The sequence below is a fragment of the Tardiphaga sp. genome (assembly GCF_041424195.1).
GTDB lineage: Bacteria > Pseudomonadota > Alphaproteobacteria > Rhizobiales > Xanthobacteraceae > Tardiphaga.
Window position 1 is genome coordinate 1 of the sequence record NZ_JBGMOE010000233.1, and the last position, 25,512, is coordinate 25,512.

General features: G+C 62.0%; 31 protein-coding genes. 23 read left to right on the forward strand and 8 right to left on the reverse strand.

The genetic code is table 11. The annotated features are described in order from the left end of the window. Positions 1 to 56: 56 nt before the first annotated feature. The 5 genes from ACEK02_RS32840 to ACEK02_RS32860 all read left to right on the forward strand — a co-directional run bounded on the left by ACEK02_RS32840 (position 57) and on the right by ACEK02_RS32860 (position 7,559). A complete protein-coding gene (locus tag ACEK02_RS32840; protein ID WP_371426052.1) occupies positions 57 to 326 on the forward strand; it encodes a TrbC family F-type conjugative pilus assembly protein in 270 nt (89 codons plus the stop codon). Next, positions 323 to 2,158 (forward strand): conjugal transfer protein TraN, encoded by a 1,836-nt coding sequence (locus ACEK02_RS32845; protein WP_062787917.1) that lies wholly within the window; start codon positions 323 to 325, stop codon positions 2,156 to 2,158. Before ACEK02_RS32840 ends, ACEK02_RS32845 begins: the two co-directional genes overlap by 4 nt. A gap of 287 nt (positions 2,159 to 2,445) precedes the next feature. After that, positions 2,446 to 3,276: a conjugal transfer protein TraF gene (locus tag ACEK02_RS32850; RefSeq protein WP_280280044.1), complete on the forward strand. Its 831-nt coding sequence runs from the start codon at positions 2,446 to 2,448 to the stop codon at positions 3,274 to 3,276. Continuing rightward, positions 3,276 to 4,730: a conjugal transfer protein TraH gene (locus tag ACEK02_RS32855; RefSeq protein WP_280280045.1), complete on the forward strand. Its 1,455-nt coding sequence runs from the start codon at positions 3,276 to 3,278 to the stop codon at positions 4,728 to 4,730. Before ACEK02_RS32850 ends, ACEK02_RS32855 begins: the two co-directional genes overlap by 1 nt. Positions 4,731 to 4,748: 18 nt before the next feature. Beyond that, entirely contained in the window at positions 4,749 to 7,559 is a 2,811-nt protein-coding gene (locus ACEK02_RS32860; protein WP_280280046.1) for a conjugal transfer protein TraG N-terminal domain-containing protein, read from the forward strand. A 1-nt stretch (position 7,560) separates the two neighbouring features. On the opposite strand, the gene ACEK02_RS32865 is transcribed toward ACEK02_RS32860, so the two are convergent. Next, positions 7,561 to 7,770, reverse strand: coding sequence for a hypothetical protein (locus ACEK02_RS32865; RefSeq protein WP_062787913.1), 210 nt, complete (start codon positions 7,768 to 7,770; stop codon positions 7,561 to 7,563). A 160-nt stretch (positions 7,771 to 7,930) separates the two neighbouring features. Between ACEK02_RS32865 and ACEK02_RS32870 the strand changes: the two genes are divergently transcribed. The 6 genes from ACEK02_RS32870 to ACEK02_RS32895 all read left to right on the forward strand — a co-directional run bounded on the left by ACEK02_RS32870 (position 7,931) and on the right by ACEK02_RS32895 (position 11,846). Continuing rightward, positions 7,931 to 8,254: a type II toxin-antitoxin system MqsR family toxin gene (locus ACEK02_RS32870; protein WP_062787912.1), complete on the forward strand. Its 324-nt coding sequence runs from the start codon at positions 7,931 to 7,933 to the stop codon at positions 8,252 to 8,254. Then, positions 8,247 to 8,648, forward strand: a complete 402-nt coding sequence (locus tag ACEK02_RS32875; protein WP_062787910.1) for a type II TA system antitoxin MqsA family protein — start codon at positions 8,247 to 8,249, stop codon at positions 8,646 to 8,648. Before ACEK02_RS32870 ends, ACEK02_RS32875 begins: the two co-directional genes overlap by 8 nt. Before the next feature lie 200 nt (positions 8,649 to 8,848). Beyond that, positions 8,849 to 9,622, forward strand: coding sequence for a type IV toxin-antitoxin system AbiEi family antitoxin (locus ACEK02_RS32880; RefSeq protein WP_062787909.1), 774 nt, complete (start codon positions 8,849 to 8,851; stop codon positions 9,620 to 9,622). Continuing rightward, positions 9,612 to 10,538 (forward strand): nucleotidyl transferase AbiEii/AbiGii toxin family protein, encoded by a 927-nt coding sequence (locus ACEK02_RS32885; RefSeq protein ID WP_062787908.1) that lies wholly within the window; start codon positions 9,612 to 9,614, stop codon positions 10,536 to 10,538. Before ACEK02_RS32880 ends, ACEK02_RS32885 begins: the two co-directional genes overlap by 11 nt. 219 nt (positions 10,539 to 10,757) lie before the next feature. Further along, complete coding sequence (locus ACEK02_RS32890) at positions 10,758 to 11,252, forward strand: hypothetical protein (protein ID WP_371426056.1); 495 nt, start codon at positions 10,758 to 10,760, stop codon at positions 11,250 to 11,252. Between the two features lie 30 nt (positions 11,253 to 11,282). Then, positions 11,283 to 11,846 (forward strand): RES family NAD+ phosphorylase, encoded by a 564-nt coding sequence (locus ACEK02_RS32895; RefSeq protein WP_245652749.1) that lies wholly within the window; start codon positions 11,283 to 11,285, stop codon positions 11,844 to 11,846. 27 nt (positions 11,847 to 11,873) lie between these two features. Here ACEK02_RS32895 and tnpA read toward each other — a convergent pair whose 3' ends face one another. From tnpA to ACEK02_RS32910, 3 genes are all read right to left on the reverse strand, one after another. After that, positions 11,874 to 12,293 carry an IS200/IS605 family transposase gene (tnpA, locus tag ACEK02_RS32900; protein ID WP_010408862.1) on the reverse strand — a complete coding sequence of 140 codons (420 nt, stop codon included), beginning with the start codon at positions 12,291 to 12,293 and terminating at the stop codon, positions 11,874 to 11,876. Positions 12,294 to 12,460: 167 nt separating this feature from the next. Next, a complete protein-coding gene (locus tag ACEK02_RS32905) occupies positions 12,461 to 13,144 on the reverse strand; it encodes a Fic family protein (RefSeq protein WP_371426059.1) in 684 nt (227 codons plus the stop codon). Next, positions 13,141 to 14,142 carry a site-specific integrase gene (locus ACEK02_RS32910; RefSeq protein ID WP_280280047.1) on the reverse strand — a complete coding sequence of 334 codons (1,002 nt, stop codon included), beginning with the start codon at positions 14,140 to 14,142 and terminating at the stop codon, positions 13,141 to 13,143. The genes ACEK02_RS32905 and ACEK02_RS32910 overlap by 4 nt, the downstream gene beginning before the upstream one ends. Positions 14,143 to 14,274: 132 nt before the next feature. Here ACEK02_RS32910 and ACEK02_RS32915 point away from each other — a divergent pair, with 132 nt between their 5' ends. The 4 genes from ACEK02_RS32915 to ACEK02_RS32930 all read left to right on the forward strand — a co-directional run bounded on the left by ACEK02_RS32915 (position 14,275) and on the right by ACEK02_RS32930 (position 17,109). Further along, the gene (locus ACEK02_RS32915) at positions 14,275 to 14,586 is read left to right on the forward strand and encodes an HU family DNA-binding protein (protein ID WP_371426061.1); all 312 of its coding nucleotides are present in this window, start codon (positions 14,275 to 14,277) and stop codon (positions 14,584 to 14,586) included. Between the two features lie 195 nt (positions 14,587 to 14,781). Continuing rightward, positions 14,782 to 15,771 (forward strand): hypothetical protein, encoded by a 990-nt coding sequence (locus ACEK02_RS32920; protein WP_371426063.1) that lies wholly within the window; start codon positions 14,782 to 14,784, stop codon positions 15,769 to 15,771. Next, positions 15,765 to 16,520, forward strand: a complete 756-nt coding sequence (locus tag ACEK02_RS32925; protein ID WP_371426065.1) for a hypothetical protein — start codon at positions 15,765 to 15,767, stop codon at positions 16,518 to 16,520. Before ACEK02_RS32920 ends, ACEK02_RS32925 begins: the two co-directional genes overlap by 7 nt. Next, positions 16,480 to 17,109 carry a GIY-YIG nuclease family protein gene (locus tag ACEK02_RS32930; RefSeq protein WP_371426067.1) on the forward strand — a complete coding sequence of 210 codons (630 nt, stop codon included), beginning with the start codon at positions 16,480 to 16,482 and terminating at the stop codon, positions 17,107 to 17,109. Before ACEK02_RS32925 ends, ACEK02_RS32930 begins: the two co-directional genes overlap by 41 nt. A 42-nt stretch (positions 17,110 to 17,151) precedes the next feature. On the opposite strand, the gene ACEK02_RS32935 is transcribed toward ACEK02_RS32930, so the two are convergent. Then, positions 17,152 to 17,634 carry a hypothetical protein gene (locus tag ACEK02_RS32935; RefSeq protein WP_371426069.1) on the reverse strand — a complete coding sequence of 161 codons (483 nt, stop codon included), beginning with the start codon at positions 17,632 to 17,634 and terminating at the stop codon, positions 17,152 to 17,154. A 212-nt stretch (positions 17,635 to 17,846) separates the two neighbouring features. Here ACEK02_RS32935 and ACEK02_RS32940 point away from each other — a divergent pair, with 212 nt between their 5' ends. The 7 genes from ACEK02_RS32940 to ACEK02_RS32970 all read left to right on the forward strand — a co-directional run bounded on the left by ACEK02_RS32940 (position 17,847) and on the right by ACEK02_RS32970 (position 22,175). Further along, a complete protein-coding gene (locus ACEK02_RS32940; protein WP_371426071.1) occupies positions 17,847 to 18,218 on the forward strand; it encodes an ArsR/SmtB family transcription factor in 372 nt (123 codons plus the stop codon). 11 nt (positions 18,219 to 18,229) lie between these two features. Continuing rightward, positions 18,230 to 18,760 (forward strand): arsenate reductase ArsC, encoded by a 531-nt coding sequence (locus ACEK02_RS32945; protein WP_371426073.1) that lies wholly within the window; start codon positions 18,230 to 18,232, stop codon positions 18,758 to 18,760. Continuing rightward, entirely contained in the window at positions 18,757 to 19,182 is a 426-nt protein-coding gene (arsC, locus tag ACEK02_RS32950) for an arsenate reductase (glutaredoxin) (RefSeq protein WP_371426075.1), read from the forward strand. Before ACEK02_RS32945 ends, arsC begins: the two co-directional genes overlap by 4 nt. A 48-nt stretch (positions 19,183 to 19,230) precedes the next feature. Continuing rightward, positions 19,231 to 20,262, forward strand: a complete 1,032-nt coding sequence (gene arsB / locus ACEK02_RS32955; RefSeq protein ID WP_371426089.1) for an ACR3 family arsenite efflux transporter — start codon at positions 19,231 to 19,233, stop codon at positions 20,260 to 20,262. Then, entirely contained in the window at positions 20,259 to 20,966 is a 708-nt protein-coding gene (gene arsH, locus ACEK02_RS32960) for an arsenical resistance protein ArsH (protein ID WP_371426077.1), read from the forward strand. Before arsB ends, arsH begins: the two co-directional genes overlap by 4 nt. A gap of 67 nt (positions 20,967 to 21,033) precedes the next feature. Next, the gene (locus tag ACEK02_RS32965) at positions 21,034 to 21,843 is read left to right on the forward strand and encodes a sulfite exporter TauE/SafE family protein (protein WP_371426079.1); all 810 of its coding nucleotides are present in this window, start codon (positions 21,034 to 21,036) and stop codon (positions 21,841 to 21,843) included. Further along, positions 21,843 to 22,175: a YnfA family protein gene (locus ACEK02_RS32970; RefSeq protein WP_371426091.1), complete on the forward strand. Its 333-nt coding sequence runs from the start codon at positions 21,843 to 21,845 to the stop codon at positions 22,173 to 22,175. Before ACEK02_RS32965 ends, ACEK02_RS32970 begins: the two co-directional genes overlap by 1 nt. Positions 22,176 to 22,321: 146 nt before the next feature. Here the strand turns inward: ACEK02_RS32970 and ACEK02_RS32975 are convergent, their stop codons facing one another. Then, positions 22,322 to 23,653: a hypothetical protein gene (locus ACEK02_RS32975; RefSeq protein WP_371426081.1), complete on the reverse strand. Its 1,332-nt coding sequence runs from the start codon at positions 23,651 to 23,653 to the stop codon at positions 22,322 to 22,324. 45 nt (positions 23,654 to 23,698) lie between these two features. On the opposite strand from ACEK02_RS32975, the gene ACEK02_RS32980 reads away from it, so the two are divergent. Further along, positions 23,699 to 23,977, forward strand: a complete 279-nt coding sequence (locus ACEK02_RS32980) for a hypothetical protein (RefSeq protein WP_371426083.1) — start codon at positions 23,699 to 23,701, stop codon at positions 23,975 to 23,977. Positions 23,978 to 24,240: 263 nt separating this feature from the next. Here the strand turns inward: ACEK02_RS32980 and ACEK02_RS32985 are convergent, their stop codons facing one another. Both ACEK02_RS32985 and ACEK02_RS32990 read right to left on the reverse strand, forming a co-directional pair. Then, complete coding sequence (locus tag ACEK02_RS32985; protein WP_371426085.1) at positions 24,241 to 25,155, reverse strand: hypothetical protein; 915 nt, start codon at positions 25,153 to 25,155, stop codon at positions 24,241 to 24,243. Further along, entirely contained in the window at positions 25,152 to 25,469 is a 318-nt protein-coding gene (locus ACEK02_RS32990) for a DUF2726 domain-containing protein (protein WP_371426087.1), read from the reverse strand. Before ACEK02_RS32990 ends, ACEK02_RS32985 begins: the two co-directional genes overlap by 4 nt. Between the last annotated feature and the right edge of the window lie 43 nt (positions 25,470 to 25,512).

The following is a 25,512-nucleotide window of genomic DNA, read 5'->3' on the forward strand; positions in this document are numbered from 1 at the left end:
AACTGGCCCCTTTTTAAACCGGTGCCTGGCCCGTTTTTATCCCGGTGTTGACAAGGGTGGTCAATAAAGGGCAGTTCGCAAGCATTGGCGTCGATCCGCGGCTCTTCCGCGCCTTCCAGGTCCAGGCCGTCCCAACCTATGTGAGCGTTTCCTCGGACTTCGATCTCTGTGCGGGCTTTTCCTGCACGACGAAGGTTCCGCCATATGATCGCATGATCGGCAATGTGACGGTCGAATATGCCCTCAGTACCTTCGCCGAGGGCAACGGCCCCGGCGCACGAGTGGCTGCGGTGGCGCTGTCGAACATGAAGCGGACCAACCCGTGATTGCGCGGCGCCTTGTGAGCACGCTTTGCGTACTGCTCCTGGTCGCCGAGCCGGTGAGTGCGCAAACCATGACGGTAGAACAGGCTCGCGAAGAAGGCAAAGCGATGGCTCTGGAGAAGAGGAACGATTCCTCGATCGTGCCGTCGACCGATGCCCAGGCGAAAGCGGTTCCGGGCTATTCGGGAACGGACCAGCCTCAGAGCACCTATTTCGACGATCCCGATCGGCTTGTCTCCGACGCTCAGGCCATGAAATCGGGAAACGAAAGCTATCGCCTTTCGACCGATGCCGATCATATCCGGCCGACCTTCAGCAACGCAGACATTCTGGCGACCACTAATCGTGCGACAACCGTGGAGAATGACCCGACGACCTATCTCGACGACGTGGCGATCTCGAGCGGCTCGGGCGCCTGCACTCCCTTGCCTCCGCCGACAAGCGGCACGGGATATTATGAGGCGACCTGCAACCAGGGCACCAAGATCGAGGATCAGCCGCGATCCTGTGCGATTACCATGGTTCCCGAGACGACCACGACCGACGCTTACAAGTTCTTCGTCGTTCCGAATGGTGCCTATGGCACACCGTTTGCGCGCTACGATGCAATGGCCCCGCATCTCGCCGCGGGCACCTGCAAGCCCACAGGCATAGTAATGCAGGCGTGCGCCGCCCATGTCATCTACGGCGTTTCCACCAACAAGTTCTGCGACGATTATTATGCGACCGAATATGTCTGCTCGGAGAACCTGACAGATCTATCGCTGCTTCCGAGCCCCATCACCGGCCAAGGATGGCATGCCAAGACGACCGAGGCGAAGGTCACCGTCAAGCGCGTTGACGGCTGCACAGGGCTTGCAGGCGACACCATGTGCTCCGCCGATCCGGCTGGCGAGGTTTGCACGGAAGGGTTGGAGACCCGGATCATCGAGGGCGTGCCTGTGACGCAGCCTTGTTGGGCATGGAAGCGGGATTTCTCGTGCAAAGTCATGACGGCAGGAAACGACTGCGGCGATTTGGAGGCGAACTCGGCCTGCACCTATGTCCGGGACGATTGTCTGGACGATCCCCAGGACGGGCCGTGCAAAGTCACGGAGAAGGTCTATCGCTGCCCAACACCGGCAAGCAAAGTGCCGACCGACAAGCAATATATCTGCGGAGACGACGTCTACTGCGTCAATGGCGACTGCGAGCCGATCGTTCGCGAAGCCTCCACCGAATTTCGCGATGCGCTTGTCGGCCTGCATGCGCTTGATCAAGCGGGCAAGGAATTCGACGAGAATAACTTCCGCGTGTTCACGGGTACTCGCGAAACCTGCCACAAGCCGGTTTTCGGCCTGATCAATTGCTGCGCCGGCAAAGTGTCGGGTGCCGTCCCCGTGGCGGCAGGCGCCGCGGCGCTGGCTGGCGGGCCGGCGGCGATCGCCGCGTTCGCCACCCCATTTCTCGTCCTGTTCGCGTGCAGTCAGGACGAGATGAAACTCGACATCAAAGATCGGATGGGGCTTTGCCACAATCTCGGCACGTACTGCTCATCGAGTTTTCTCGGCATCTGCTCGACCAAGCGCACTGCCTATTGCTGTTTCGAAAGCAAGCTCTCGCGCATCCTGCAGGAGCAGGGCCGCCCCCAGCTCGGCAAGCCTTGGGGTAGCGCGAAAAAGGAACAGTGCCAGGGATTCACGGTCGACGAATTCGCCCGGCTCGATCTGTCGGTGATGGATTTCACGGACGTCTATTCGGACTTCATGGATGCCGCGAAGCTGCCCGACGAGGTGCAGACAATGTCGGACATCCAAGCAAAAATTCAGTCCTACTACGATCTCCACGGCAAATGACGTGGTCCCGATGAAGCCCGCGCTGAGAGAGGCCGCCGTGCGGCTCAACATCAGGAGAAAGTTCATGACACTGTCGCTTCTCGAGCTTCCGGTCATCGTGTCAGCGTTCGTCCTACAGCCCTCCAGCAGCACGCCTCCCACGCCGGTGCCGACACCGTGCGCTGGCCAGCACCGCACGACGGTGGCGGACTGCTGCGTCCACGTCTCGGGGTGGGATCGGCCTGCAGACCAGATCCTCCTCACATCCCTCCGCGCCAGCTCCAGCGATGACGAAAGGAAAGCGAGCCATGTTGATCTTCGGTAAGACGTTCATCCTGACCGCCGCGCTGTCAGCCGCGATCTGGGGGCCGCAGGTCCTCGCGCAGGAAGCACCGCCGCCACAGGGCGATACAATTGAACAGGATCGCTCCGACGACTTCTATTGTCGCGAACGGCGGCTCGGCCAATGGTTCTATTGCGCGAAGCCCAAGCCAGCGGAGGAGACCGGGTCGACGGCGCAGGTCCGGGAGGAGAGCGCGGTCGATCGCATCGCGGCCATCGCCAAGCAACTGGATGAGCTGAAGGCGAAAGCGATCCTGGATCCGACCGAAACCAACGTGATCAACTATGTGCGCTTCCAGCGCGAGCAGCTCGATCGCGCGTCGACCTTCTCCGACACCTGGCAGCGCGCGCTCTGGCAGAACCCGGACCTCGACTACACGCTGCAGCGGCCCGTCTCGACCGTGGGCAAACGGCTCTGGCTGGACAACCGCCAGGCGGACCGGGATGCGGTCCTCACGAACCTCGGCCAGCGCTACGGTCTCTTCTATTTCTATGCTCAGAGCTGCGGTGCCTGCGAGGTTTTCGCGCCGATCCTGCGATCGGTCACCGACAGCCACCGCATGACGGTGATGGCCGTCTCGATGGATGGCGGGCCAAACCGCGAGTTCCCGAACTACGTCGTCGATTCCGGCCAGCGCGCACGGATGGGGATTCCAGGCAACGAGACGCCAGCGCTGGTCCTCTTCGACACCCAGACCAAGCGGACGATCCCGGTCGGTTACGGCGTGCTGAGCGCTGATGAGATCATGGATCGCATCTTCATGCTGACCAACACCAAGGTGGGGAGCGATTACTGATGGCGCGCGGGCAAAAGGGCGCGCTGCGCCGTAGGCTGGGCACCGGTCTCGCGCTGGTCGCCGCTTCGCATTTCGCATTGGTCGGCGTCGCGCGCGCCGATGTCGCCTCGCAGATGAACGGCTTTTTCAACGACGCTGGCGGCGCCGCGAATGTCACCGGGCCGACGGCGTTCCAAGGCCAGTCGGCCGGCTATTACTCGCTGGGCAATGTCTGGACGCGCTTTCCACAGAAGAGCGTTTCGCCTTTCAACCTTCAGCTGCCGAGCGCGCGAGCGGGATGCGGCGGCATCGACCTTTTCGCTGGCAGCTTCTCCTTCATCAATGCCTCGGAGATCGTGGCCATGCTGAAGGCGACCGCGAATAACGCTCTGGGTTTCGCGTTCAAGCTCGCGATCGATTCCGTTTCGCCGGAGATCGGCAAGGTGATGGACGAGTTCAGCCAGAAGGCACAGCTTCTCAACCAGATGAATATCTCGAGTTGCGAGACCGCGCAGGCGCTCGTAGGCGGGATCTGGCCACAGATGGAGACCACACGCTCCACGATTTGCGAGGCCGTCGGCAACAGCCAAGGTGTGTTTTCGGACTGGGCTGCGTCCCGGCAAGGTTGCAACAACGGGAACCGGCGCGACAGCACGATCGCGGGCAATACCGACGCCAATATGAAGGACCAGCTCGTCGGGGAGCCGCACAATTACACCTGGGAAGCCCTGAAGAAGTCGGCCAAATTCGGAGCATTCGACCAATCGTTCTCCGAATATATCATGACGCTGGTCGGGACCGTCGTGACGACGCCGTCGACCGATCCGAGCGTGGGCGGGAAAGTCGTCATGTTCGGACCGGCGGAGGAGGCGGTGGTAACGGCCTTGCTTGACGGCACAGCCGATGCGCCGGCCGTGAAGATGCTCAAGTGCAACGACACCGACTGCTACGATGTCGGTGAGCAGACCCTGACGGTGCCGGCATCGTCGGCGTTGCGGCCGCGGATCGCGGGAATGATCCGCTCGATGAGCAGCAAGATTCGCACGGACACCGCCCTCGATGCGTCGGAGAAGCAGCTCCTGAACCTCGCCACGGTTCCGCTCTACAAGATTCTCTCCGTTCAGGCTTATGCGCATTACGCCCTCACCGATGGCGAGATCGAGACCCTGTCCGAAATCGTTGCGGTCGACCTGCTGGCGGCGATGCTCGACAATATGCTCGATCGGGTCGAGCAGGCGCAGACGCATTATCAGACATTCGACCAGGCGACCGCGACTCAGTGGAAGCAGCAGATCGCGGCCACACGGCAGAAATTTGCGCAGCGCGATGTAAAGCTCTCTAACAAGCTGCAGGTGACGATGCAGATCATCGACCGCAGCATCATGCTCGAGTCCACACTTCAAAACTCAATGACGCCGGGCATGTCATCCGCGCTGAACTTCTCACGTGGCCTGAACGCACAGGGCCTGATGTAGGGCGGGGGAGCCGGGACGATGCTCGAAGTCTTCACGGTCGGGGGCGGGGAGTATCTCGTCAACACTTTCAACGCGGTCGCCGCTTGGTCGGGCGGCGGCGGGTACCGATCACTTCTGCGGGTCGTGATGGTGATGGGCCTCATCTACTCGCTGCTCGTGGTCGCCTTCACCATGAACTTTCGCGTGTGGATGAACTGGTTTCTCCAATCAACGGCCATCTACCTCTGCCTCATGGTGCCTACGATCGATGTGAAGGTCACCGATCGGATCAATCCATCGCTCGCGCCGGCTACAGTCGCCAACGTCCCGTTGGGGCTCGGTGTCCTGGCGAGCTTCACGACGCAGATCGGAGACTGGCTGACGCGAACGGCAGAGACTGTCTTCGTAATGCCAAGCGAGCTCAACTACTCGACGAACGGCATGGTCTACGGAGCGCGGCTTTTCGACGCGACCCGCAATTTCATCATTCGCGATGCCGAGTTTTCAACGAACCTTGAGGAGCACTTCAAGAAGTGCCTTTTCGGCGATGTGATGCTCTACCAAAAGTCGCTGACGCTCCTCGCGCAATCGAAAGACCTATGGGCCGACATCGGGCCCGGATCGGAGGCGCGCTCGCAGCAATGGCTGGAGCGTCAGGGGGACGGGACCGTCACCAGCGCGATCGTCACGTGCCGGCAGGCCTATGGGATGCTCGATGCACAGTGGGCACCGATGATCGAGGCGAACACTCCGATCTGGGGGAAACAACTCTATCCGAAGCTGAGCAACTCGCTGGCTGCCGACAAGCTCAAACATGATCTGCCGATCGCGAACGCCGCGTTCACCGGCTCGGGCAGCAGTTATAGCGATTCCATGCGGCAGAACACGGCGATCAATGCGTTCATGCAGGCGCGAAATAGCATGGCGGGAGGAACGGGCGCGGCGACGATCGATACCTTCGCACAGACCCGTGCCGACATCCAAGCCCGCAATACCTACAATTCGATCGCGCAGCAGGCGATGGCGTGGGTGCCGATCCTCAACATCGTGCTGACCGTCGTATTTTTTGCGATGTTCCCGGTGATCTTCCCGCTTTTTCTGATGCCACAAACGGGGCTGGCGTCGCTCAAGGGCTATGCGATGGGGTTCTTCTACCTGGCTGCCTGGGGGCCGCTTTACGTCATCCTCCATATGATCTGCATGACGCGGGCCGAGGCAGCCTCCGCTGGTGTCGCCGCCGGCGGGGTGACGCTCGGCACCTACGCCGGAATTGGCGCGGTGAATGGGGAGACGGCGACGATTGCCGGCTTCATGCTGATGAGCATCCCGTTCCTCGCCGCGGGCCTCGCGCGCGGTGCGATGTCGATCGCCGGCCAGGCGACCTCGATGCTCGCGCCGGCGCAGAATGCGGCCGAAGCCGCAGCCCTCGAGCAGACCACTGGCAACTACTCCTACGGCAATGTGAGCTGGGCGAACGCGACATCGAATATGCGCCAAAGCGACCAGTGGTCGACGGCGCCGAGCTTCATGGGCGGTGCCACCAGCGTCGGGTGGCGACAGGACAACGGCGCGGTCGTGTCGGGTTTCGGCAACGGCCAGGAGGTGTTCGATACGAGCGGCGCGATTTCGCGATTGGGCTTTACACCCACGATGAGCACGGGTTCGGTGGCAGAATGGCGCGAGATGGCGAACGAGGCGCACCGCCAGGCGCAGGCCTATGAGAATGCCGCAGCCGACATCCTGACGGCGACCCACGCGAACCGCAGTGCCTTCGGTACCTCCACCGAACGCTCGTCGGGCTGGGAGTCGAGCAGCGGGCGTCAGGCGAATAGTTCTGTGGAGGCGTTCGACAGGCGGACCGCAAGCAGTTCACAGGGCCTGGAGGAACGCGATACGATCTCTCAGGGCCAGCGCATTACACAAGGGCATGACCGCCAAGCACAGACCAACGACCAGATATCGGGGACTATTTCGGCTGGAACGGGTGGTCGGCAAGCGGGACGTGGGGCTGGTGATCGCGGAGGAGTGCTAGGTCGACTACCCTCCATCGGAGGAAGCGTTTCCAAAACAGGCAGCCAACTCGACGGCTTGCGTTATGGGACGGACGAGACTCGTGGCAGTGACAGCGCCAACACATCGTCGAGTGGGGTGCGGGACGAACATGCCAGCGGCAGCGGCGCGACGATGTCCGATGGGACTTACTCACGCAGCGGCAGCTTCAGCCGGGCTTCTGCGACATCGTCCGCGTCGTCGAGCACGGAGGATTCACTCGCGCGAGCGAAGTCCTATTCGGAAACGGCCCGCCGGCTCGAGGAGCTTTCCCAACAGCTCTCGCGCGATGCAAGCTATGCGGAAACGCATGGCATGCAGCTCAGCGAAAATCTGAGCCAGGATCTTGCGCAATGGTATCGGCACCAGCAGGTCGAGAACCCGGGTCTTGAAGCGCCTGAGCTTTGGGCAACCGATCTGACCGACCAGCAGCGTCTCGTGCGCCAGGAAATGATCACGCGCTGGATGCACGACAAACAGGATGGCATTCGAGCCGAGATTGCGGGCCGCCTGCACGACCCGGACCTCGTTGACGTGAGCCGGCCGAGCGTCTCGAGCGCAGCAGACGTCAAGACATCTTACCGTCCACACGGACCCGGGCGATTGGCCAGCGGCCCTGCCGGTGCTGGCGATGTGGCCGCCGCCGCAATCATCGAGGCCGGCAAGGGCGAGTTGAATAACGATCGAGCAGCGGCTCAGACGATGCGAGGGCAGCGCGTGCTGGGTGCCGTCGATCTGGAGCAGGAAGTGAACCGCGATCATGATCGCGGCTTCTTCCAAGACCCCAAGCTTCGCGAATAGGTCAGATCAGGTAGAAAATAGCTCCGACAAAGCTGACCATCAGAGCATAGGCCAAGGCATAGCCGATCATTCCGCCACGCGTCGGATTGCCCTCCTGGTCGGTGATCATCTCGATTTCCGGGATTTCTTCCTCGACGACAGCAAGTGTCGGACCGCCAGGAAGGTCCTTAGTCAGATTGTAGGTGTTGAGGTCGAATTTGGCGAAACGCATCGGCTTTCTCCGCGCCTCCACCATAGTGCGTTCGAGGTTTGTTCGCAACTGCTTACGTTATACGGCTCAGCTGCGTTAGCGCGCGAAATGCCCACGCTAGAGGAGCGATTTCGCGAACTGGACCAGTCTTGATGAATTAACCTTCAAGGTGTATATCGGGATGGCGATCAAGCGGAAGCCGCATCATAATCTGGCTGCGGTCCAGGCGAAGTTCGCGCAGGTTGGGACCTTGGAGATCACGCGCACCGCCGTCCAGGGCGCCCGCGCTTTGGGCTATTCGCTGGGAGACATCGTTGAGGTGGTGCAAGCACTTGAAGCCGGCGACTTCATTAAGTCGGAGACAGCGCACAATCCGCCCAACTCGAAGGTATGGCACGACACCTACAACATGCCGTGGGACCAGCGGTGGCTGTATCTGAAATTCGCAGGCGAAACGTTGGTCGACGTCGCGCTCACATCGTTCAAAGAGGTCGGCAATGACTGAGACGCGCATCCATCCCGAGACCGGCACGCTCCTGCGACGCAGCGTGCGTCCGCAGACTGTGAAGTTCGGCTCGATGACGCGCACCGTCGAGGTACCCGGTTGGTATCCCGACGATGACGGCGACGCGATTCATTCCGGGGCCGATCTCGCCGAATCCGATCGCGTGTTTCGGGAGCTGAAGAAGGCCTATGCGGCTCATGTCCGCGAAGTCCGCAAGCGCTTGAAGCTGACACAGGAAGAAGCCGGATATCTGATCGGCGGTGGTCGCCGGGCCTTCCAGAAATATGAAAGCGGGGCCATGTCGCCGAGCGATGCGGCTGTGGGCCTGATCGAGCTTCTCCATCGGCATCCCGAGGAGGTCGAGTTTCTGAAGTCCATTCGGTCAGCAGCATAGAGCATGAACCAAAGTATGTATCTTACGGGGTTCGGCCCCGTTCATCGTTCTCGCAAGACGGGATGCGCCGGGCTATGCCGCAGGAATATGTCGGGTCCGCCTTTAACATTGAATTATAGGCGATAGCTATACCGTTGGCATATTAGCATGGAAAATTCCGAGGCATTGATCGACCTTGGAATTTATGCGATAGATATGCCATGAAGGTAGGTCGAACTGATAAATTGAGGTCGTTGCTCGATGCGTGGGAGCCACACACGGTGGCGACCAGCCCGCATCTCAAGGCGCTCGGTCTGACAGCACAGGACCTGCAGAACTATAGATCCTCGCAGTGGCTCGTCTCGTTGGGTCGTGGCGCATTCAAGCGCCCGATGGAAACAGTGACCTGGCAGGGAGCGCTTTACAGCGTTCAGTCCCAGCTGAAGCTGCCGGTCCACGTGGGCGCGCTCACGGCGATCGAGATGACGGGAAATAGCCACTATGTGCGCTTCGGAGAGAGCAGGGCCTACCTCTTCTCGCCGCTGCACGTGGTTCTGCCGGCATGGTTTCAGAAACATTGGGGGGGGGAGGTCCGTCATATGCAAACCAAGCTCCTGCCGAACGATATCGGGCTCACCGAGCACCGAACCCCGGAAGGCTATCCATTGACAGCCGCTACGCCCGAGCGGGCGATACTGGAGCTGCTGCATCTCGCGCCAAAGGAATTCGATCTCGTCGAGGCCTGCCAGATCGTGGAGGGCATGACGTCGCTTCGCCCCAAGCTCATGCAGTCCCTGCTCGAGGCCTGCACATCGGTGAAGGTCCGGCGGCTGTTCCTCTACCTTGCGGAACGGGCGGACCTCCCGGTCATGCGGCACGTGAAGGTGGAGCAGATAGATCTGGGCTCCGGCGATCGCAGCCTTGCGAAAATGGGGCGGTACGTCCCGAAATACAGACTGCTCCTCCCCAGGGAGCTTGTGTCGAGTGGCAACTGACCAATATCGTGACCAGGTTCGCCTGCTGTTGGACGTCCTGCCTTTGGTCATGGCGGAGCCGGCCTTCGCATTGAAAGGCGGCACGGCGATCAACCTGTTCGAGTGGGATCTCCCGCGGCTCTCGGTCGATATCGATCTAACCTACCTTCCCCTCCAAGACCGGGCGGCCTCTCTGCAGGCGATCGGCGAGGCGCTTGCCCGGATCAAGGTAGAAATCGAACGCCGCCTCCCGCCAACCCGCGTGACCCAGACACGCCAGGGCCAGGAAGGTATGGAGGTCAAGCTCAACTGTCAGCGCGGCAAGACCCAGATCAAGGTCGAGGTGAATCCCACCCTGCGCGGCCATCTCCTTCCTCTCCGCGATCTTCCCTGCTCCGACCGTGTGCAGGAGAGATTTGAGGCTTTCGTCGAAGCGCGCTGTCTCTCGCACGGCGAGCTCTTTGGCGGCAAGATTTGTGCCGCGCTGGACCGGCAACATCCGCGCGATCTGTTCGACGTGAAGCGTCTGCTGGACGTAGAGGGCGTCGTCGATGAGGTTCGTCACGGTTTCGTCGCGGCGCTTGTAAGCCACGGGCGCCCGATCGCTGAACTGATCAGCCCGAGCCGAAAGGACCAGAGCGGAACGTTCAAGGCCCAATTCGAAGGCATGCCCTTCGAGCCGTTCACCTATGAGGATCATGTTCATACGTTCGGTCGCCTCGTGGCGGCGATCCATAGGTCCCTCGGCGCTGATGATCGGAGGTTCTTAGAGAGTTTTGAGGCCGGAGACCCGGAGTGGGACGCCTTCCCATTGCCAGCGCTTCGCGAGCTGCCCGCTCCTCAATTCAAGTTGGTAAACATCCGCAAATTTCGAAAGGCACAGCCGGAACGGCACGCAGCGGGTCTCATCGCGCTGGAAGCAGCTTTCGAGAAATAGCACGCGGTAATGCGCATCGCAGGAGAGCGCCCGATTGCTTCGTGGGTCCGGGCTGAGAGATTCGAATTCATCCACGAGTTGAAATCGTGTTGGTTTCGGAGTATATGAAACTGACTCAACAGGAATGATCGAATGGTTCGCCCAGCAAATATCGGTTTCGTTGATGCGGATCGCGTCCTCCACGACCGGATTGTGGCGAGCACCGACCGCATCATCAAGATGATGCCGGCGGCGGCAAAGGCGGCGGCGATAAGCAGCGTCGACGTGCCGAGCCTTGTCTTCCATCTCGCGCTTGGCATCCCGGCGGTCGAAACGGATAATCCGGAAGCCGCGGAAAGAATTACGAACGCCATCGCCTTCAAACGGCGGCTGATCGATGCTGCAGGCGGAGCTCTGACCGCGGAGAAGGTTCGCACGTTGCTTGGGCACAAGACGATCCAGGCCGTCTACAAGGCGGTCAAGGATCGCCGACTGCTGATGGTCGAAGACAACGGGACGAAGCTCTTCCCGGTCTTTCAGTTTGATGGGAATGCAATTCTTCCCGGCGTTGCGAAGGTCCTTAGCGCCGCGCCGGAAACGACGGGCTGGGCCGTCCTGCAGTTCCTCGTCAGCGGCGATGAAGGTCTTGATGGAGTGAGCCCGATCGCGTTGCTGAAGGGCAGCGATGCGGAAGTTGAGCGCCTAGTGCGTTTCGCCCGTACGCTCGAAGATTGACGCAATATGGGAGCGAAAGGCGGGATACCCGTGGCGACGATCGCGACGGGGCGAGTGCTTCATCGCGTGCACGCCGCGACGGTCGCGGCCAAATGGTATGGCCGCAAGGACGCGACCTGGCGTTGGGACGATCCGGACGGCAAATTCGGTGTGCTGTATTTGGGCAAGACGCTCGTCGGCCCCTTTGCCGAGACCTTGCTGAGGAGGCCGACGGACCGGGATGTCCTTTGGGATCAGGTCGCCAGGAGACGCGCTGCAAGATTCTCCGCAACGCGACCGATCCGGCTGGCGAAGGTCCACGGACCGGGTCTCGGCTGGTTCAGAACGACCACCGCCGGAGTCTCGGCCGACTTCGATCCGGTAGACAATCCTGGCGCGTATGCGGTGCCCCAGCGGATCTCAGCGGAAATCTACAGCACCACCAGCCTCGATGGTATCCAGTACCGATCGCGGTTCGACAGCGATGAGCTTTGCATCGCGCTGTTCGATCGGGCTGACGCTGCAATCTCCTTGGACACGGAGGGTGTCGTCATCGCCAAGGACTGGACCCGGACCGTGCTCGGCGATCGCGGCTATACGCTGATCGAACTCTGAATCACTGACCGGCTGACGCCGGTAGGATCAAGCGGTGGGGCTGAAGCCGTCCTTGTGGGTATGTCGGTCGAGGTAACGCATGATGATGTCATCGGTGATGTTGCCGGATGTGGTCGAGAAGTAGCCGCGCTGCCAGAAGCGTTGGCCCCAATATCGTTTGCGGATGTGCTCGAATTCCTGTTGGATCTTGCGGGATGAGCGCCCCTTGGCCCGGCGCACGAAGTCGCTGACCGAGACGTGCGGCGGGATTTCGACGAACATGTGTACGTGGTCCTTCGACAGCGCGCCGTTGATGATCTTCACGCCCATCTCGGCACAGACCTGACGGATGATCTCGCGCACCCGTAGCCGAACATCGCCGATCAGCACCTTGTACCGATACTTCGGCGCCCAAACGAGATGGTAGCGATGATGGAATGTGGTGTGACAACCGGACCGATACGCCATAGCCTGTAACCTCGGGAAAAGCGGAAGCTTCACGCCTTCGGCGGCTTCCGCTTTTCCCGAGGTTACAGGCTAGCACGCGAGTCTGTGGCTGAAGCCAGTATCCGACTGAAGTCGGAGGGGTTCCTCCTTGCTAGAGGACTCTAAAACTTCGAAGCTGCCCGGGCCGCTTACGGCGCGATGCCGCTCGCAGGCCGGTCAAATGGTCCAGCCAACCAGGAGCTCAGATATTCGGCGACCATCGCGAGAAAATGCTCGCGCTGATCAGGCTTGGCGATCGTGAACCTCTCCAGCGGCCAAGCCAGAAGCCGGGCGAACGGGCGCGGATGGATAGCGAATCGCGAGGCGAGCGGAACTTCCAGCTCGGCCGCCGCCGCGGCGAAGAGGGCGCGCTGGATGTGGCCGTTGCCGTCGAGAAAGGGGTGGATCTTCCCAAACCAGCAGAAGAGGTGGGTCAAGGTCAGGAGCTGGACAAAAGGTGTGGCGGACCGAGCCGGGACCAGCTCGCGCCGAACCTCGGAAAGCATGAAATCGAGCGCGGCAGTGACCTTCTGAGGTTCCTCGAATGCGAAGCTCTTCTTGAGATCGAAAATTTGCGGGGCGCCCATGCGCCGTCCCTCGAGCGAGGTGCCGACCGTGCCCCGATAGGTGCCAGCATATTCGGGGTAACCGGACGGCGTGAACTCGGCAAACAAGGCTCGATGCAGGTCACGCGGGTCGGTCAGAATGGACATCCGATAGGTAGGGTCGGCGAGGATACGCTGCTGAAGCTCGGCGCAGGCCCGCGTCATTGCCGCATCATAGTCCGGCATGGCGTAGGCCTGCCATTCTGGCGCCACGCCGCTCGGCGTCATAAGAACTCCTCGCCGGCATGATCGTCGAAGATCGCCGCATCGCGGACATAGCCCGCGACTGTGTCGAGCGACTTGTGCCGCGAATGGTCCTTCATCTTGAACAGGTTCGCACGCTTGGCGGCCGCCTCGGTCAGGAACCCCGCGCGCAGCGAATGTCCGGAAAACAGGCCCGGGTCGAGCCCAGCCGCCGATGCGCAGGCTTTGACCAGCCTGGCCACGGTCTTGTCGGTGATCGGATCGACTGTGAGCGCGTCACCCCGTGTCAGCCGACGGAACACGGGGCCAGTCCGCGGCTTACTGGTCGAGGGATCCAGACCCTGCAGATCGGCAGCCTGAAGCCAGTCGGTGAGAAGTGCCACGGGCCGGATGTGGCGGCCCTCGGGGATCGCAATCTGCTGGCCTTCGGCCACCTGATCGCCTTTCGAACGCGGGATCGTGATCCGCACGCCGGAGGCCTTGAAGGCGAGATCGGGCAGGAGCATCGCGGCGATCTCCGAACGGCGAAACGCGCCCGCCATGCCGATCGCGAGGATCGCGCGGTCGCGCCTCGCGCGCAGGCCGGTGCCGGCGATCGTCGCGAGCATGGCGCTGAGCACGTCGGCGGCCGCCGGCGCCTTCTGGTCCTTCTTGCGCGCATATTTGCGGCGTACGCCCGCCATCATCTGGGCGATGACGCCGGCGGCGTCGCGCGCGCTCGGCGAGGCGAGACCTGCTTCCTTGTGATGGTGATTGATCGCAGCGACGCGGCGGCCGATCGTGACTGGCGCGATGCCGGCTTCGGCCTCGACATGCGCGAACAGCGCGACGATGTCGGGGTGTGCCGGCAGCGCTTCGACGTTGCGCGCGTCACAAAAATCGCAGAACCGCTCCCAGTCCGAGGCATAGGCCCTCTGGGTCGAACCCGCCTTCGAGGCGGCGAGCGTGTCGCGCGCGCCGTCAATCTCGGCGAGCAGGTCGGCGGGCAGGTTGGTCGAGATCGGAAGCAGGTCGCGCGCCATCGGGAGGAGCCTAGCCGAGCCCCCTCCCGATGCCAATTCTTATGTCCGAGAATCGCATTTATCGGACATAGGAAGCTGGTCCAGGGGACCAGGCAGGCTTGAACCCGATGGCGCACGCCGTCCGAGATGCCTATGGAACTCGTCCCATCCAATTGCGAAGGAGCTCCCATGAATAACAGCGACCTTGCCGACCATCTCGCCGAAACCGCCGGCACCACCAAGGCCGACGCGCGCAAACTGGTCGATGGCCTGTTCACAGCGATCGCCGACGCGGCCGCCAAGGGCGAGGAAATCGCGCTCAACGGTTTCGGCAAGTTCAAAGTGAAAGACAGCCCGGCGCGAGAGGGCCGCAACCCCGCCACCGGGCAAACCATCACCATCGCTGCGTCGAAGAAGCTGACCTTCACCCCGGCCAAAGCGATCAAGGACCTCCTCAACGGCTGATCCACCCTGCCGGTCGGTGTTCACGCTTCTATTCCTTTAGGGGCTCAACGCTGGCCGGCCGATCGACACACCCAATGAGGTTGCGTTCGGGATCGCCGGCCCCCTCCCCATGGCCCCGTCTAACAGGAGGTAGCTTTTTAACAGTAGAGATGTTAAATAGCTTTTGCGATGTTAGACAATGGACCCGACACCAGATTGGACGCCCTGGGCGAGGCGGCGGAGGCCTATGTGCATCATGCCTTTGGCATGCGCATGGGGCTGACGCCTTTCGTCGACGCAGGGCTGCCGCACTTTCTGCTGGATCGCTATCGCCTTTGGAGGGGTCAACTCAACGGCGAACCGGTGCTGCTCGTGGCCATGCGTTCGTTGGGACAAGGCGCCACTGCCGAATTCATCAAGCACCGCGACCTTCTGCGCCGGCATCTCGGCATTCACCTGGTCCTCCTGCTCCTCGATCATGTGCCGGCCGCCATTCGCCGCCAGATGGTCGAGCGTCAGATCGGGTTCCTGGCGCCAGGCGCACAACTCTACGTCCCCGAAGCGCTGCTTGACCTGCGCGAGCGCGCGCCGACAAGGCCACCGGCCGCCACCGAGCAATTTGGCCCGACGACCCAGATGCTGGTCCTCGCGAACCTGCTTGGCGAGGATCTCGATGGCGCGAACCTGACCCAGCTGGCGGAACGGTTCCAGGTGGCGATCATGAGCATGAGCCGCACTCTGGATGAGCTGGAGGCGCTGCGGATCGCCAAGCCGCGCCATGTCGGACGTCAGCGTCGTCTTCAGCTCGCAGTGCGCGAACGGGACCTATGGCAGGCGGTGGCAGGCCGCTTGCAGTCGCCTGTGCGCAAGGTCCGGACAGTGAGGGGCAATTTGCCTGACCATGTCGCCCCGCTCGCGGGCGAGAGCGCGCTCGCGCATTACACGATGCTGTCGGAACCGCGCTTCCCGCACCGGGCCATCCCCGCGGCGCGGTGGAAGCAGTTGCAGCAGACGCTCGAACTCAGGACCGGCTTTGCGTTCGACGATGACGAACGCGCTGAACTCGAGACGTGGAGCTACGATCCGCGCGCGCTGGCGCGCGATGCGGTCGTGGATCGGCTGTCGCTCCATCTGAGCCTGCGCAATGATCCCGACGAACGCGTAGCCCAGGCAGCGCAGCAACTCTTGGAGCCTTTTGGATGGTAACGGGTGTCGATCGTTTCCGCGCGCATTTTGAAGGGCATGACAGCCACTATGTGCTGATCGGGGGCGCGGCCTGCGAGCTGCTCATGGATGAGGTCGGTCTCGATTTTCGGGCGACCAAGGATTTGGACATCGTCCTCATCGTCGAGGCTCTCGACGCGGCCTTCTCCGAACGATTTTGGGCCTTCGTCGAGGAAGGTGGCTATCAAATCCGGCAGCAGAGCGACGGAAAGCGCGTCCTCTATCGGTTTCAAAAGCCTGCGAACAAGGAATTCCCCGCGATGCTCGAGCTATTTTCGAGACAGCCGGAGGGTATCTCGCTCGCCGACGATAGCCAGCTCACGCCCCTTCCGATCGACGAGGAAGCTGCCAGCCTGTCGGCCATCCTGCTCGACAGCGCCTATTACGAGTTCCTCAAGGCGATGGTGCGCAGGCTCGACGGCATCCCTGTTCTCGATGAGGCAGCCATCATTCCGTTCAAGGCACGCGCCTGGCTCGATCTGAGCCGGCGCCGAGGCGAAGGCGAAAAGATCGACGAAAAGGACGTCCGCAAGCATCGCAACGATGTCGCCAGGATGTTGCAGTTGCTGACCGCCGACGCAAGTTATGCGCTGCCCCCGGCCGTGCAAGAGGACATGGGCGCCTTTGTCCAAGCCGTGGCAGTCCAGGAGGACTTCGATCCGAGGCAGTTCGACGTGAACATGACGCGGGATGTCGTCGTGGAGCGACTGCGCGCCGCTTACCGCCTCTAACGCTGCCTGGAAACCATTCGTGCCGGTCTATTTCATCCTCGAGGAAAACGACGCCGACTGGCGGATGAAGATCGGCCGCGCGACGAACCTGCGCGGGCGTCGGGGCGCCCTGCAGACCGGCAACTCGCGTCCGCTCAAGGTCGTGGGCTGGATCGATACGCCCAATGCGAGTGAGACCGAGAAGCGGCTTCATGCCAAATACAGGGATCGCAACATCGCTCGAGACGGCGGAAGCACGGCCAGGGAATGGTTCTATCTCCAGCCCGCCGACATTCTCGAGGATCTGCAGCGCGCCGGCATCGAGGGGTTTGTCGAAAAGAATGCGGACGCCTTTGAGGTCGTGGGTCACGACCGCGACGGCGTGCCGGAATATTTGGGAGTCTGGGATTGGAGCAGCCTTGAACTCGATGAATGCTGCCCCTTTTGCGGGTGCTTTTGCGGAATGCACTTTCAGACCGCCTCGCAGATGTATCATTGCATCAACTGCGACGAGCTCACCAACTTCGAGCAGCCCGACTTCGATAGTGAAGAAGACTATCTCGCATGGAAGGCGGACGAGAAGCGACGCGGCCGGAAAGGCCCGGCCTGAGCGCCGATGCTATGTGGAGCCGGCTCGACGCCGGTCGCTCGTTCACCCCCGCCGCAACACCGCCAGAGCTTCGGGCATGACGGTATAAACCGCCTCGCGCTGTGCCCCGCGGTTTTGATGATCGACGCGAAAACCCTGATAATGGCGCCGCAGCAGGCCAACCTTGCACAGATCCGACACTGCCCGACTGACATTGCAGCGACCGGAGCGACGCACCCGCTCACGCACCTTATCCTCGATCACGCGATCCGCCTCGTGGCGATCGGCAGGAAGCGCCTTGGCTTCGTCGAGTTCGGCGCGAACCGCCGCCACTGTCGATCGCCGGCGCGCGTCGCGTTGGGCCATCGGGACCAGCGCATCACACAGCCAGTCTCTGACCGGCATGTCGGCGCCGTCGACGGTGACGCTCGGCCCTGCACTGCCCCGCTCATCCGCAATCTCCGCGATCAACTGGAGCAGCATATAGCTGAACTTCGGGCGCGGCGATGCGGCTGCGATAACAGCCAGAAGCGCCGGCGTGTCCATGCTTTTGCTGGGACTTGCCGCTGGCTCGAAGAGGTCCGCCTGATGGAACATAGCATGAATCTACGTCAGCTCCAGGCAGATGTGAATCCCTCACAGCAGCGTTCTCAGCATTTTTTCGCAGGATGCGTGCGCTTCCCAATCCGGCCGGAGGTCAAGCGGTCCTCATAGTTGCCGACCGGCTCGATCACCGCCTAATCCATCGGCAAAAATCGATGGGTATTGCCGGCAATATATGCATCGGGTATAGCCGATGCATGGAACAGGATTCGGCATTGGAGGCCCTTGCGGCCCTCTCCCATCCCACGCGCCTGGACGCATTCCGGCTGCTCGTTCGCCACGAGCCCGTGGGGCTGCCGACCGGCGCACTGGTCGAGGCCAGCGGACTATCGCAAAGCACCTTTTCCACGCACCTTGCCGTACTCGCCCGCGCGGGACTTGTGTCGGCCGAAAAGCGCGGTCGCCATCAGATCCAACGAGCCAGGATCGACACGCTGCGGGTCTTGATGACCTTTCTCGCCAAGGACTGCTGTCTCGGTAGCCCTGAACTATGCGAGCCCCTGCTTGCCGATCTCACCTGCTGCTGAAGGAAGCCGCCATGCCCACCGATCGTGTGTTCAACGTCCTGTTCCTCTGCACCGGCAATTCGGCGCGCTCGATCCTCGCCGAAAGCGCCATGAACAAGCTGGGCCAAGGCCGTTTCCGTGCCTTTTCGGCGGGCAGCTATCCCAAGGGCACGGTCAACCCTGACGCGCTCGCGCTGCTGGAGCGGCTCGATTACCCGACCGAAGGGCTGCGCTCTAAAAGCTGGGAGGAGTTTTCTCAGGGAGATGCGTCGGTCATGGATTTCGTGTTCACCGTTTGCGACGACGCGGCCGGTGAAACCTGCCCGGTCTGGCTCGGCCATCCGATGACGGCGCATTGGGGGATTGAAGATCCCAGCCATGTCGAGGGAACTGCAATCGAACGCGAACGCGCCTTCGTAACAGCGCTGCGCTATCTCGAAAACCGGATCAAATTGTTCATATCGCTGCCGATCGACAAGCTCGAAGCTACCGCGCTGACGGCGAAGCTGCGCGAGATCGGTCATGCCGAAGGCTCGACCGCTCGCCGGGGAGACGCGGCGTGACCGACATCATCGTCTACCACAACCCGGAGTGCGGCACGTCACGCAACGTGCTGGGCCTGATCCGCAATGCCGGGATCGAGCCACATGTCGTCGAATATCTGAAAACCCCGCCTGCGCAGGCATTGCTGGTCCAGCTCATCACCCGCGCCGGCATCACGCCGCGCGAGCTGCTGCGCGGGAAAGGCACGCCCTATGCCGAGCTGGGCCTAAGCGACCCGTCGTTGTCCGACGAAGCCCTGATCGACGCGATGATGGCGCATCCGATCCTGGTCAACCGGCCGCTGGTCGTCTCACCGCTGGGCGTGAAGCTATGCCGCCCCTCGGAGGTGGTGCTGGACCTTCTGCCCACACCGCAACGGGGCGCCTTCGCCAAGGAGGACGGCCAGCAAGTCGTCGATGCCGCCGGCGCGCGGGTGATCTGAGGCATGGCGACCGTTCCTGCTGCCGGCGCCGCGCCGATTCGTCCCGGCATCTCCTTCTTCGAACGGTATCTGAGCTTGTGGGTGGCGCTCTGCATCGTCGCGGGCATCGCGCTCGGCCATGCGCTGCCCGGCTCGTTCGGCGCCATCGCGTCTGCCGAAGTGGCGCGCGTCAATCTCATGGTCGCGGTGCTCGTCTGGTTGATGATCGTGCCGATGCTCTTGAAGATCGACTTCGGTGCGTTGGGATCGGTGCGCCAGCACTGGAAAGGTGTCGGCGTCACCCTGTTCATCAATTGGGCCGTCAAGCCTTTCTCAATGGCGTTGCTCGGCACGCTGTTCCTGGGCTGGCTGTTCGCGCCGCTGCTGCCGGCGGGCGAAGTTTCGTCCTACATCGCCGGGCTGATCCTGCTCGCCGCCGCGCCCTGCACGGCGATGGTGTTCGTCTGGTCGAACCTCTGCGATGGCGAGCCCAATTACACATTGAGCCAGGTGGCGCTGAACGACCTTATCATGGTGTTCGCCTTCGCGCCGCTGGTCGGGCTGCTGCTGGGCGTCGCCTCGGTGACCGTGCCGTGGGACACGCTGCTGCTCTCGGTGGGCCTCTATATCGTCGTGCCGGTGATCGTCGCGCAGCTCGTTCGCCGCGCTGTGCTAGCTTCAGGTGGACAGACGGCGCTCGATCGGCTGCTTGCCCGGCTCGGGCCAGTATCGCTCACCGCCCTGCTGGCAACGCTGGTTCTGCTGTTCGGCTTCCAGGGCGAGGCGATCGTCGAGCAGCCGCTGGTGATCGCGCTCATTGCCGTGCCGATCTTGGTGCAGGTCTATTTCAATGCGGGGCTGGCCTATTGGCTGAGCCGCCGGTTCGGCGTCGCATGGTGCGTGGCGGCCCCCGCCGCGTTGATCGGCGCCTCCAATTTCTTCGAACTTGCGGTGGCCGCTGCAATTTCTCTGTTCGGCCTCAAGTCCGGCGCCGCGCTTGCCACCGTGGTCGGCGTGCTGGTCGAGGTGCCGGTGATGCTGTCGGTGGTGGCGATCGTGAAGCGCACGCGCGGCTGGTATGAGAGCGGAGCAACAGCTTGACCCGTATTCGACATCTCACAGACCCGGATCATCTGCCCGCGTTCGACGTCCGCTACGCTTATGACCGGCCGGCGCTGGGCCTTGGTACGCTCGATCCGCCGCCGCGCATCCTGTTGCTCTACGGCTCCTTGCGCGAACGGTCCTTCTCCCGTTTCGCGGTCGAGGAAGCTGCTCGGCTGCTCCAATTCTTCGGAGCCGAGACCCGCATCTTCGATCCCTCGGACCTGCCGTTGCCCGACCAGGTGAAGGGCGACGATCATCCCGCCGTCCACGAGTTGCGCGATCACGCGATGTGGTCTGAGGGCATGGTGTGGTGCAGCCCGGAGCGGCATGGCCAGATCACCGGCATCATGAAAGCGCAAATCGACCATCTGCCGCTGGAGATGAAGGGGATGCGCCCGACTCAGGGCCGCACGCTTGCGGTCATGCAGGTCTCGGGCGGATCGCAGTCGTTCAACGCGGTCAACACGCTGCGCCTGCTCGGCCGCTGGATGCGGATGTTCACCATCCCCAACCAGTCGAGCGTGGCGATGGCCTATAGGGAGTTCGACGAGGTAGGTCGGATGAAACCATCCAGCTACTATGACCGCATTGTCGATGTAGTGGAGGAACTGGTGCGGTTCACGGTGCTTCTGCGCCCCTATACCGCCCAGCTTGTCGATCGCTATTCGGAACGGAAGGCATTAGGCCCGTCAGCGCCGTAAGCGTGAGCTAGAGCTTGTTACCCACAAGTAGCTGCACCAGGCTGGGTATCTGTGTAACCACAGCGCCATGATCCAGGATACCGCCACCGCAACGCCCGCCCGCAACCTGCCGATGGCATTTGGAGGCGGCGCGGTGATCGGCTCGCTCGGTGGTCTCATCGGCCTGGGCGGCGCGGAGTTCCGCTTGCCGCTCCTGATCGGCCCGTTCCGGTTCGCAGCGCTTGAGGCGGTCATCCTGAACAAGGCCATGAGCCTCGTCGTGGTCGCCACGGCCCTCATGTTCCGCACCAGGACTGTCCCGTTCGAAACTGTCGCCGCGCACTGGCCGATCATTTTCAACTTGCTCGCCGGCAGTCTTATCGGTGCCTGGTTCGGCGCCGGATGGGCGGTGCGAGCAAGGTCCGAAACGCTCTACAAGGTCATTGCCATGTTATTGGTGGTGATCGCGGCCGTGCTGCTCTTCGGCCACAGCACCCACGCTGACCAGCCACTTTTGACCGGGACCGTTCAACTCGTCGCCGGCGTTGGCGCCGGCTTGACCATCGGCGTGGTGGCGTCCCTGCTGGGCGTAGCGGGCGGCGAACTGCTGATCCCAACGCTCGTGCTCCTATTCGGCGCCGATATGAAACTGGCCGGCAGCCTCTCACTCGCGGTGAGCATGCCGACCATGCTTGTCAGCTTCACTCGCTACAGCCGCGACCAGAGTTTCGCCGTGCTCGGCCGCAATCTGACGTTCCTGCTCGTGATGGCGCTCGGTTCGATCTGCGGAACCTTTATTGGCGGCCTGCTGCTTGGGATCGTGCCAGGATTTGTCCTGCTACCAGGGCTGGCTGTGATTCTCGTCATATCCGCCATCAAGGTATGGCGGCATCAATGATGACAGCCTTGGTCTATATCGGAGCCGCACTGGCGGAGATCGCCGGTTGTTTCGCCTTTTGGGCCTGGCTTCGCATGGGCAAGTCAATCTGGTGGCTTCTTCCCGGCATGGCTTCGCTGGCGTTGTTCGCGTGGCTGTTGACGCTGGTGGACACTGACCACGCCGGTCGCGCCTACGCGGCCTATGGTGGCGTCTACATCACGGCCGCGATCTTCTGGCTATGGATCATTGAAGGAGCGAAGCCAGATCGCTGGGATTTGATCGGCGCAGCAATCTGCCTTGTAGGGGCTGCGGTCATCCTGTTCGGGCCTCGCAGCGCGGCTGGTCTGTGACGCCACAAATCGGCATGTAATGGTACTCGGTATTTTCAGTCATCTATTATGTACAGAGCGGCGCGGTCAGCCGAGCACTCCTGGACGTGATGTCTTGCAGGTGAAGCCGGCCAGCCGCTTCAGGATCATGGTGCGGCCGGATCGCTTCAATCAAAAGACGGCGAACCGTCGGGCCAGCCTGCCGCCTGCCATAGGATGTCGAACTGTTCTCGCAAAAGATCGTGCAGCGGCGTTCCGAGATCCTCGACCTGTAGCTCCGGCAGAAACAGCTCCGGCTTGTGCATCTTGCGCCCGCCCGGTCGGGCGCGCTGAAGGATGACATCTTCGACACCCCGGAAGGCGATACCGATAAGAACGGGCCCTTTCAGGCCGATCGTGGAGGCGATCCCGGCCAATCGCTCGAGATGTTCGACAATCCCGCCTTCGAGCTCTCGCCCGTCGATCACGATCTCGGGATCATCGTCGATGCGGCCGCCGATCGTCATCTCGAATTCAAGCAGCCCCGGCCGCACAAAACGGGTCAGCCATCTGGTTTCAGGATTATTGGCAGTGGGAATCAGCGGGATGCCGAAGCTCCACCATTGTCGCTCGTCGGAATCGGACTCCACTTTGACCTGCGTGTTCGGCGGAAACCGCCTCGCAGCGAACAACACCGCTTTGGGATCGATCCGGGGGCGATCCATCGCTGCGAGCGGGACCACGCGCAACACGACACTCGGCAACTGCACGATCTGCGGCAGGCCGCCCCGCATCCGGTCGGCCGCGAGATCGGTAACCGCGATCCGCGCCGCTTCCCACCGCGGATCGATGGCTGGTGCCTGCCCTGCGGGTGGCGGCTCGGCCGCGACGCGAATACGAGCGCGCCCTGCCCTTTCGAACGCGTCGATAGCATTGCAGAGCGCCTCGGCTCGTCCATTGAGGTCCTCGATCGCACCGAGCGTCGCTTTCTGGATGCCATGCGTGACGTCGTAGTCGGTTTTCGGCCAGCCCATTTCCGGATTGCGGTCCATGACGTGGATCCGCTCATAGACCAGACTCATCAGGGAGGTGTTCGCTCCTCGCAACGCCTTGGCCGTCTCCTGCAACACCGGATCCTCAAAATCGAACTCCGCGCCCGCCCAGGTGATGTTCATTTCATCGAGGGGATCGAGCTTCCTGCGAAGGTAAGGCGTGCCGAAGCTATGCTCGCGCAGAAACTGCCGCAGCGTTTCGGGCAGTTGGGCGCGGTAGCGCTGGAGCAGAGCGACATCATGGGGGTGAGGTTCGGCCGGTGGCGGCGGAACGCGCGCGGCCCGCAAGACCTCATCGTCGAGGATCGCGCGAAGCGCGCCCTCAAGATCCCTTTGCAAGCCAAGGCGTGCCGCCTGGCGTTCTTCGTCCGGCGCATCGGCGGGACAATGATAGAAGATCGGGCGTTTGAAGTGTCGAAGATCGAACGGCAGGGGATGTTCGTCCGGATGGCCCATCGCGGTGTTCATCACGCCGATCAGGCTTCGCCATCCCTTGGATTTCAATGCCCAACCATGTTCGAGCAGGACATTCGGATTGGGCGAGCGTTCGCCGTTCGCCCGCGTGGCGACGTGGGTAAGATCGGAGAGGAAGGCGACGGACCGATCGATCTTGTCGAAGATCGTGTCGGCGAGTGGCGGCATACCGGGCACCCCGGCCGTATCACGATCCGCCCTCACGTCGCGGTCGGCCGGATCGACGTCGGCATCGGCATTCACCGCTCGGATCGCGCGATCGAGTGCCCACTGGATGAAGCCCCGTCCAATTCGATTGTCCGTATCGCTCTGCCATGAATAGAAGATGTGGTGGGGCATATGGGGCACGAGTCTCGATTAGTGCGGTAGAGCCCTCGCTATCATGCCTGTCGAGCTCAGGCATCCTCTACCGCGAACGTGCGAAAACTTGGGTAAGTGATTGTCATCAATGACACTTTACCAAGAACTTCGTGGTAAAGTGTCACGGGTGGCAGCTTGCGGGGATTGGTGCCAGTGTGCCGTTATTCGCGAACCGGTTCCAGCGTCCGGTCTCCCTCGTCGCATCGAGCGGCGACATCGAATCAACTCCAACGCGCGATCATATGTTCACAAAATCGCGCAGCCTCCGGGGGAAGAGCGCGAAACCAGTAGCGCCGAACTGGGTGCGGGAGCCAGCGTATCGGCACGGTGACACCACAGAAAAGCGCAATACTACCCACGATGAAAGCGAGCATGACGCCTGTCCGGATCAGCCGGCCGGTCTGGCTCTCCGGAAAAATCGGCAACCAGATAGTGATGATAAGCACGATCAGCAGGGCGATGGCCATCCGGAACGAAAGTCGCCACCAGTCATCCATCCGGCGTTCGAACGCGACCAGATAGGCCGCCTGGTCCGCACGCCCCTCCGGGCTATCAAGATAGACCAGATGGGGATCTTTCCGCGCCGGATCGGTCTGGAACAGCGCAGGCGTTGGTGGATATTGGTCTGGTGGGCATGGGGTCTTTCTCCAGATGACAAAGCCTAGAAGCTCTTTACGGTTTGCCCGACGCTTGGGGTAGGACCAGTAGAGTTCATGCCAGTATGTGAGATCAGATTTGCCGTGGGCCACCAGCCACTCATAAATCGGTTCTGGCGGCAGCGGCAGCGGCCCATAATCCTCAACACCCTCACGCGTGCAATAATATATGAGGTGGACGAAGGCACCGATGAACATCAACTTGGCGGCTAAGATGGGAACGGCACCGGCCAGGACCCCAAGGGGCGTATGCCACAGCTGAGGGTCCAGCCAGCACAAGGCGCGCGCTCCCAGAATGGTCACACTGAGGGCAAGCAGAATCTGACCGAGCCAAAACGCCGCGCGGCTGCGATTGCGCGGACGATAGCGGGAGCGTTGCAGGGTGAGGATCGCCGCGTCGATCTGCCGCTCACCTTCGATCGGATCCTCGGGCGCCAGATGGGCAGCCAGGACGTCATAGGCGCGAGGTTGTCTGGTCATGTCGTTTCCTCCCGAAGAACGCCTACAATCCTGAGGACGTCAGACAGCTCCGGCGTCGCCGAGGCAGGTACGCGCAAGGTTCGATAGCCCGCTGCCGCCGTCATCTCGTCGCGCCTGCGATCCTTGTCGGCATGGTGAGACCCGTCATCGATCTCGATCAGAGCCACCACCTCTCCCGTGGCCGGATTCTCGACGACGAAATCGACGATCTTCTGCGCGAAGGCGTTGCGATCGGCTGGTGTTGAACGGCGTCCCGGCCGGGAAGGAACCTTGAGCAATGCCCCCATCGCGACCTGGGCATGGACTGTCAACACCGGGATAAAAACGGGCCAGGCACCGGTTTAAAAAGGGGCCAGT

What these genes read in the sequence shown, in the direction of transcription:
- ACEK02_RS32925 (WP_371426065.1), top strand. Translation starts at nt 15,765, where the DNA reads ATGGTAACGGGTGTCGATCGTTTCCGCGCGCATTTTGAAGGGCATGAC.
- ACEK02_RS32985 (WP_371426085.1), bottom strand. Translation starts at nt 25,155, where the DNA reads ATGACCAGACAACCTCGCGCCTATGACGTCCTGGCTGCCCATCTGGCG.
- ACEK02_RS32945 (WP_371426073.1), top strand. Translation starts at nt 18,230, where the DNA reads ATGCCCACCGATCGTGTGTTCAACGTCCTGTTCCTCTGCACCGGCAAT.
- ACEK02_RS32865 (WP_062787913.1), bottom strand. Translation starts at nt 7,770, where the DNA reads ATGCGTTTCGCCAAATTCGACCTCAACACCTACAATCTGACTAAGGAC.
- ACEK02_RS32940 (WP_371426071.1), top strand. Translation starts at nt 17,847, where the DNA reads ATGGGTATTGCCGGCAATATATGCATCGGGTATAGCCGATGCATGGAA.
- ACEK02_RS32880 (WP_062787909.1), top strand. Translation starts at nt 8,849, where the DNA reads ATGAAGGTAGGTCGAACTGATAAATTGAGGTCGTTGCTCGATGCGTGG.
- ACEK02_RS32930 (WP_371426067.1), top strand. Translation starts at nt 16,480, where the DNA reads ATGTCGTCGTGGAGCGACTGCGCGCCGCTTACCGCCTCTAACGCTGCC.
- ACEK02_RS32905 (WP_371426059.1), bottom strand. Translation starts at nt 13,144, where the DNA reads ATGACGCCGAGCGGCGTGGCGCCAGAATGGCAGGCCTACGCCATGCCG.
- ACEK02_RS32965 (WP_371426079.1), top strand. Translation starts at nt 21,034, where the DNA reads ATGATCCAGGATACCGCCACCGCAACGCCCGCCCGCAACCTGCCGATG.
- ACEK02_RS32860 (WP_280280046.1), top strand. Translation starts at nt 4,749, where the DNA reads ATGCTCGAAGTCTTCACGGTCGGGGGCGGGGAGTATCTCGTCAACACT.
- ACEK02_RS32850 (WP_280280044.1), top strand. Translation starts at nt 2,446, where the DNA reads ATGTTGATCTTCGGTAAGACGTTCATCCTGACCGCCGCGCTGTCAGCC.
- ACEK02_RS32935 (WP_371426069.1), bottom strand. Translation starts at nt 17,634, where the DNA reads ATGGACACGCCGGCGCTTCTGGCTGTTATCGCAGCCGCATCGCCGCGC.
- ACEK02_RS32855 (WP_280280045.1), top strand. Translation starts at nt 3,276, where the DNA reads ATGGCGCGCGGGCAAAAGGGCGCGCTGCGCCGTAGGCTGGGCACCGGT.
- ACEK02_RS32975 (WP_371426081.1), bottom strand. Translation starts at nt 23,653, where the DNA reads ATGAACACCGCGATGGGCCATCCGGACGAACATCCCCTGCCGTTCGAT.
- ACEK02_RS32870 (WP_062787912.1), top strand. Translation starts at nt 7,931, where the DNA reads ATGGCGATCAAGCGGAAGCCGCATCATAATCTGGCTGCGGTCCAGGCG.
- ACEK02_RS32910 (WP_280280047.1), bottom strand. Translation starts at nt 14,142, where the DNA reads ATGGCGCGCGACCTGCTTCCGATCTCGACCAACCTGCCCGCCGACCTG.
- ACEK02_RS32875 (WP_062787910.1), top strand. Translation starts at nt 8,247, where the DNA reads ATGACTGAGACGCGCATCCATCCCGAGACCGGCACGCTCCTGCGACGC.
- ACEK02_RS32915 (WP_371426061.1), top strand. Translation starts at nt 14,275, where the DNA reads ATGGAACTCGTCCCATCCAATTGCGAAGGAGCTCCCATGAATAACAGC.
- ACEK02_RS32980 (WP_371426083.1), top strand. Translation starts at nt 23,699, where the DNA reads ATGTTCGAGCAGGACATTCGGATTGGGCGAGCGTTCGCCGTTCGCCCG.
- ACEK02_RS32890 (WP_371426056.1), top strand. Translation starts at nt 10,758, where the DNA reads ATGATGCCGGCGGCGGCAAAGGCGGCGGCGATAAGCAGCGTCGACGTG.
- ACEK02_RS32970 (WP_371426091.1), top strand. Translation starts at nt 21,843, where the DNA reads ATGACAGCCTTGGTCTATATCGGAGCCGCACTGGCGGAGATCGCCGGT.
- tnpA (WP_010408862.1), bottom strand. Translation starts at nt 12,293, where the DNA reads ATGGCGTATCGGTCCGGTTGTCACACCACATTCCATCATCGCTACCAT.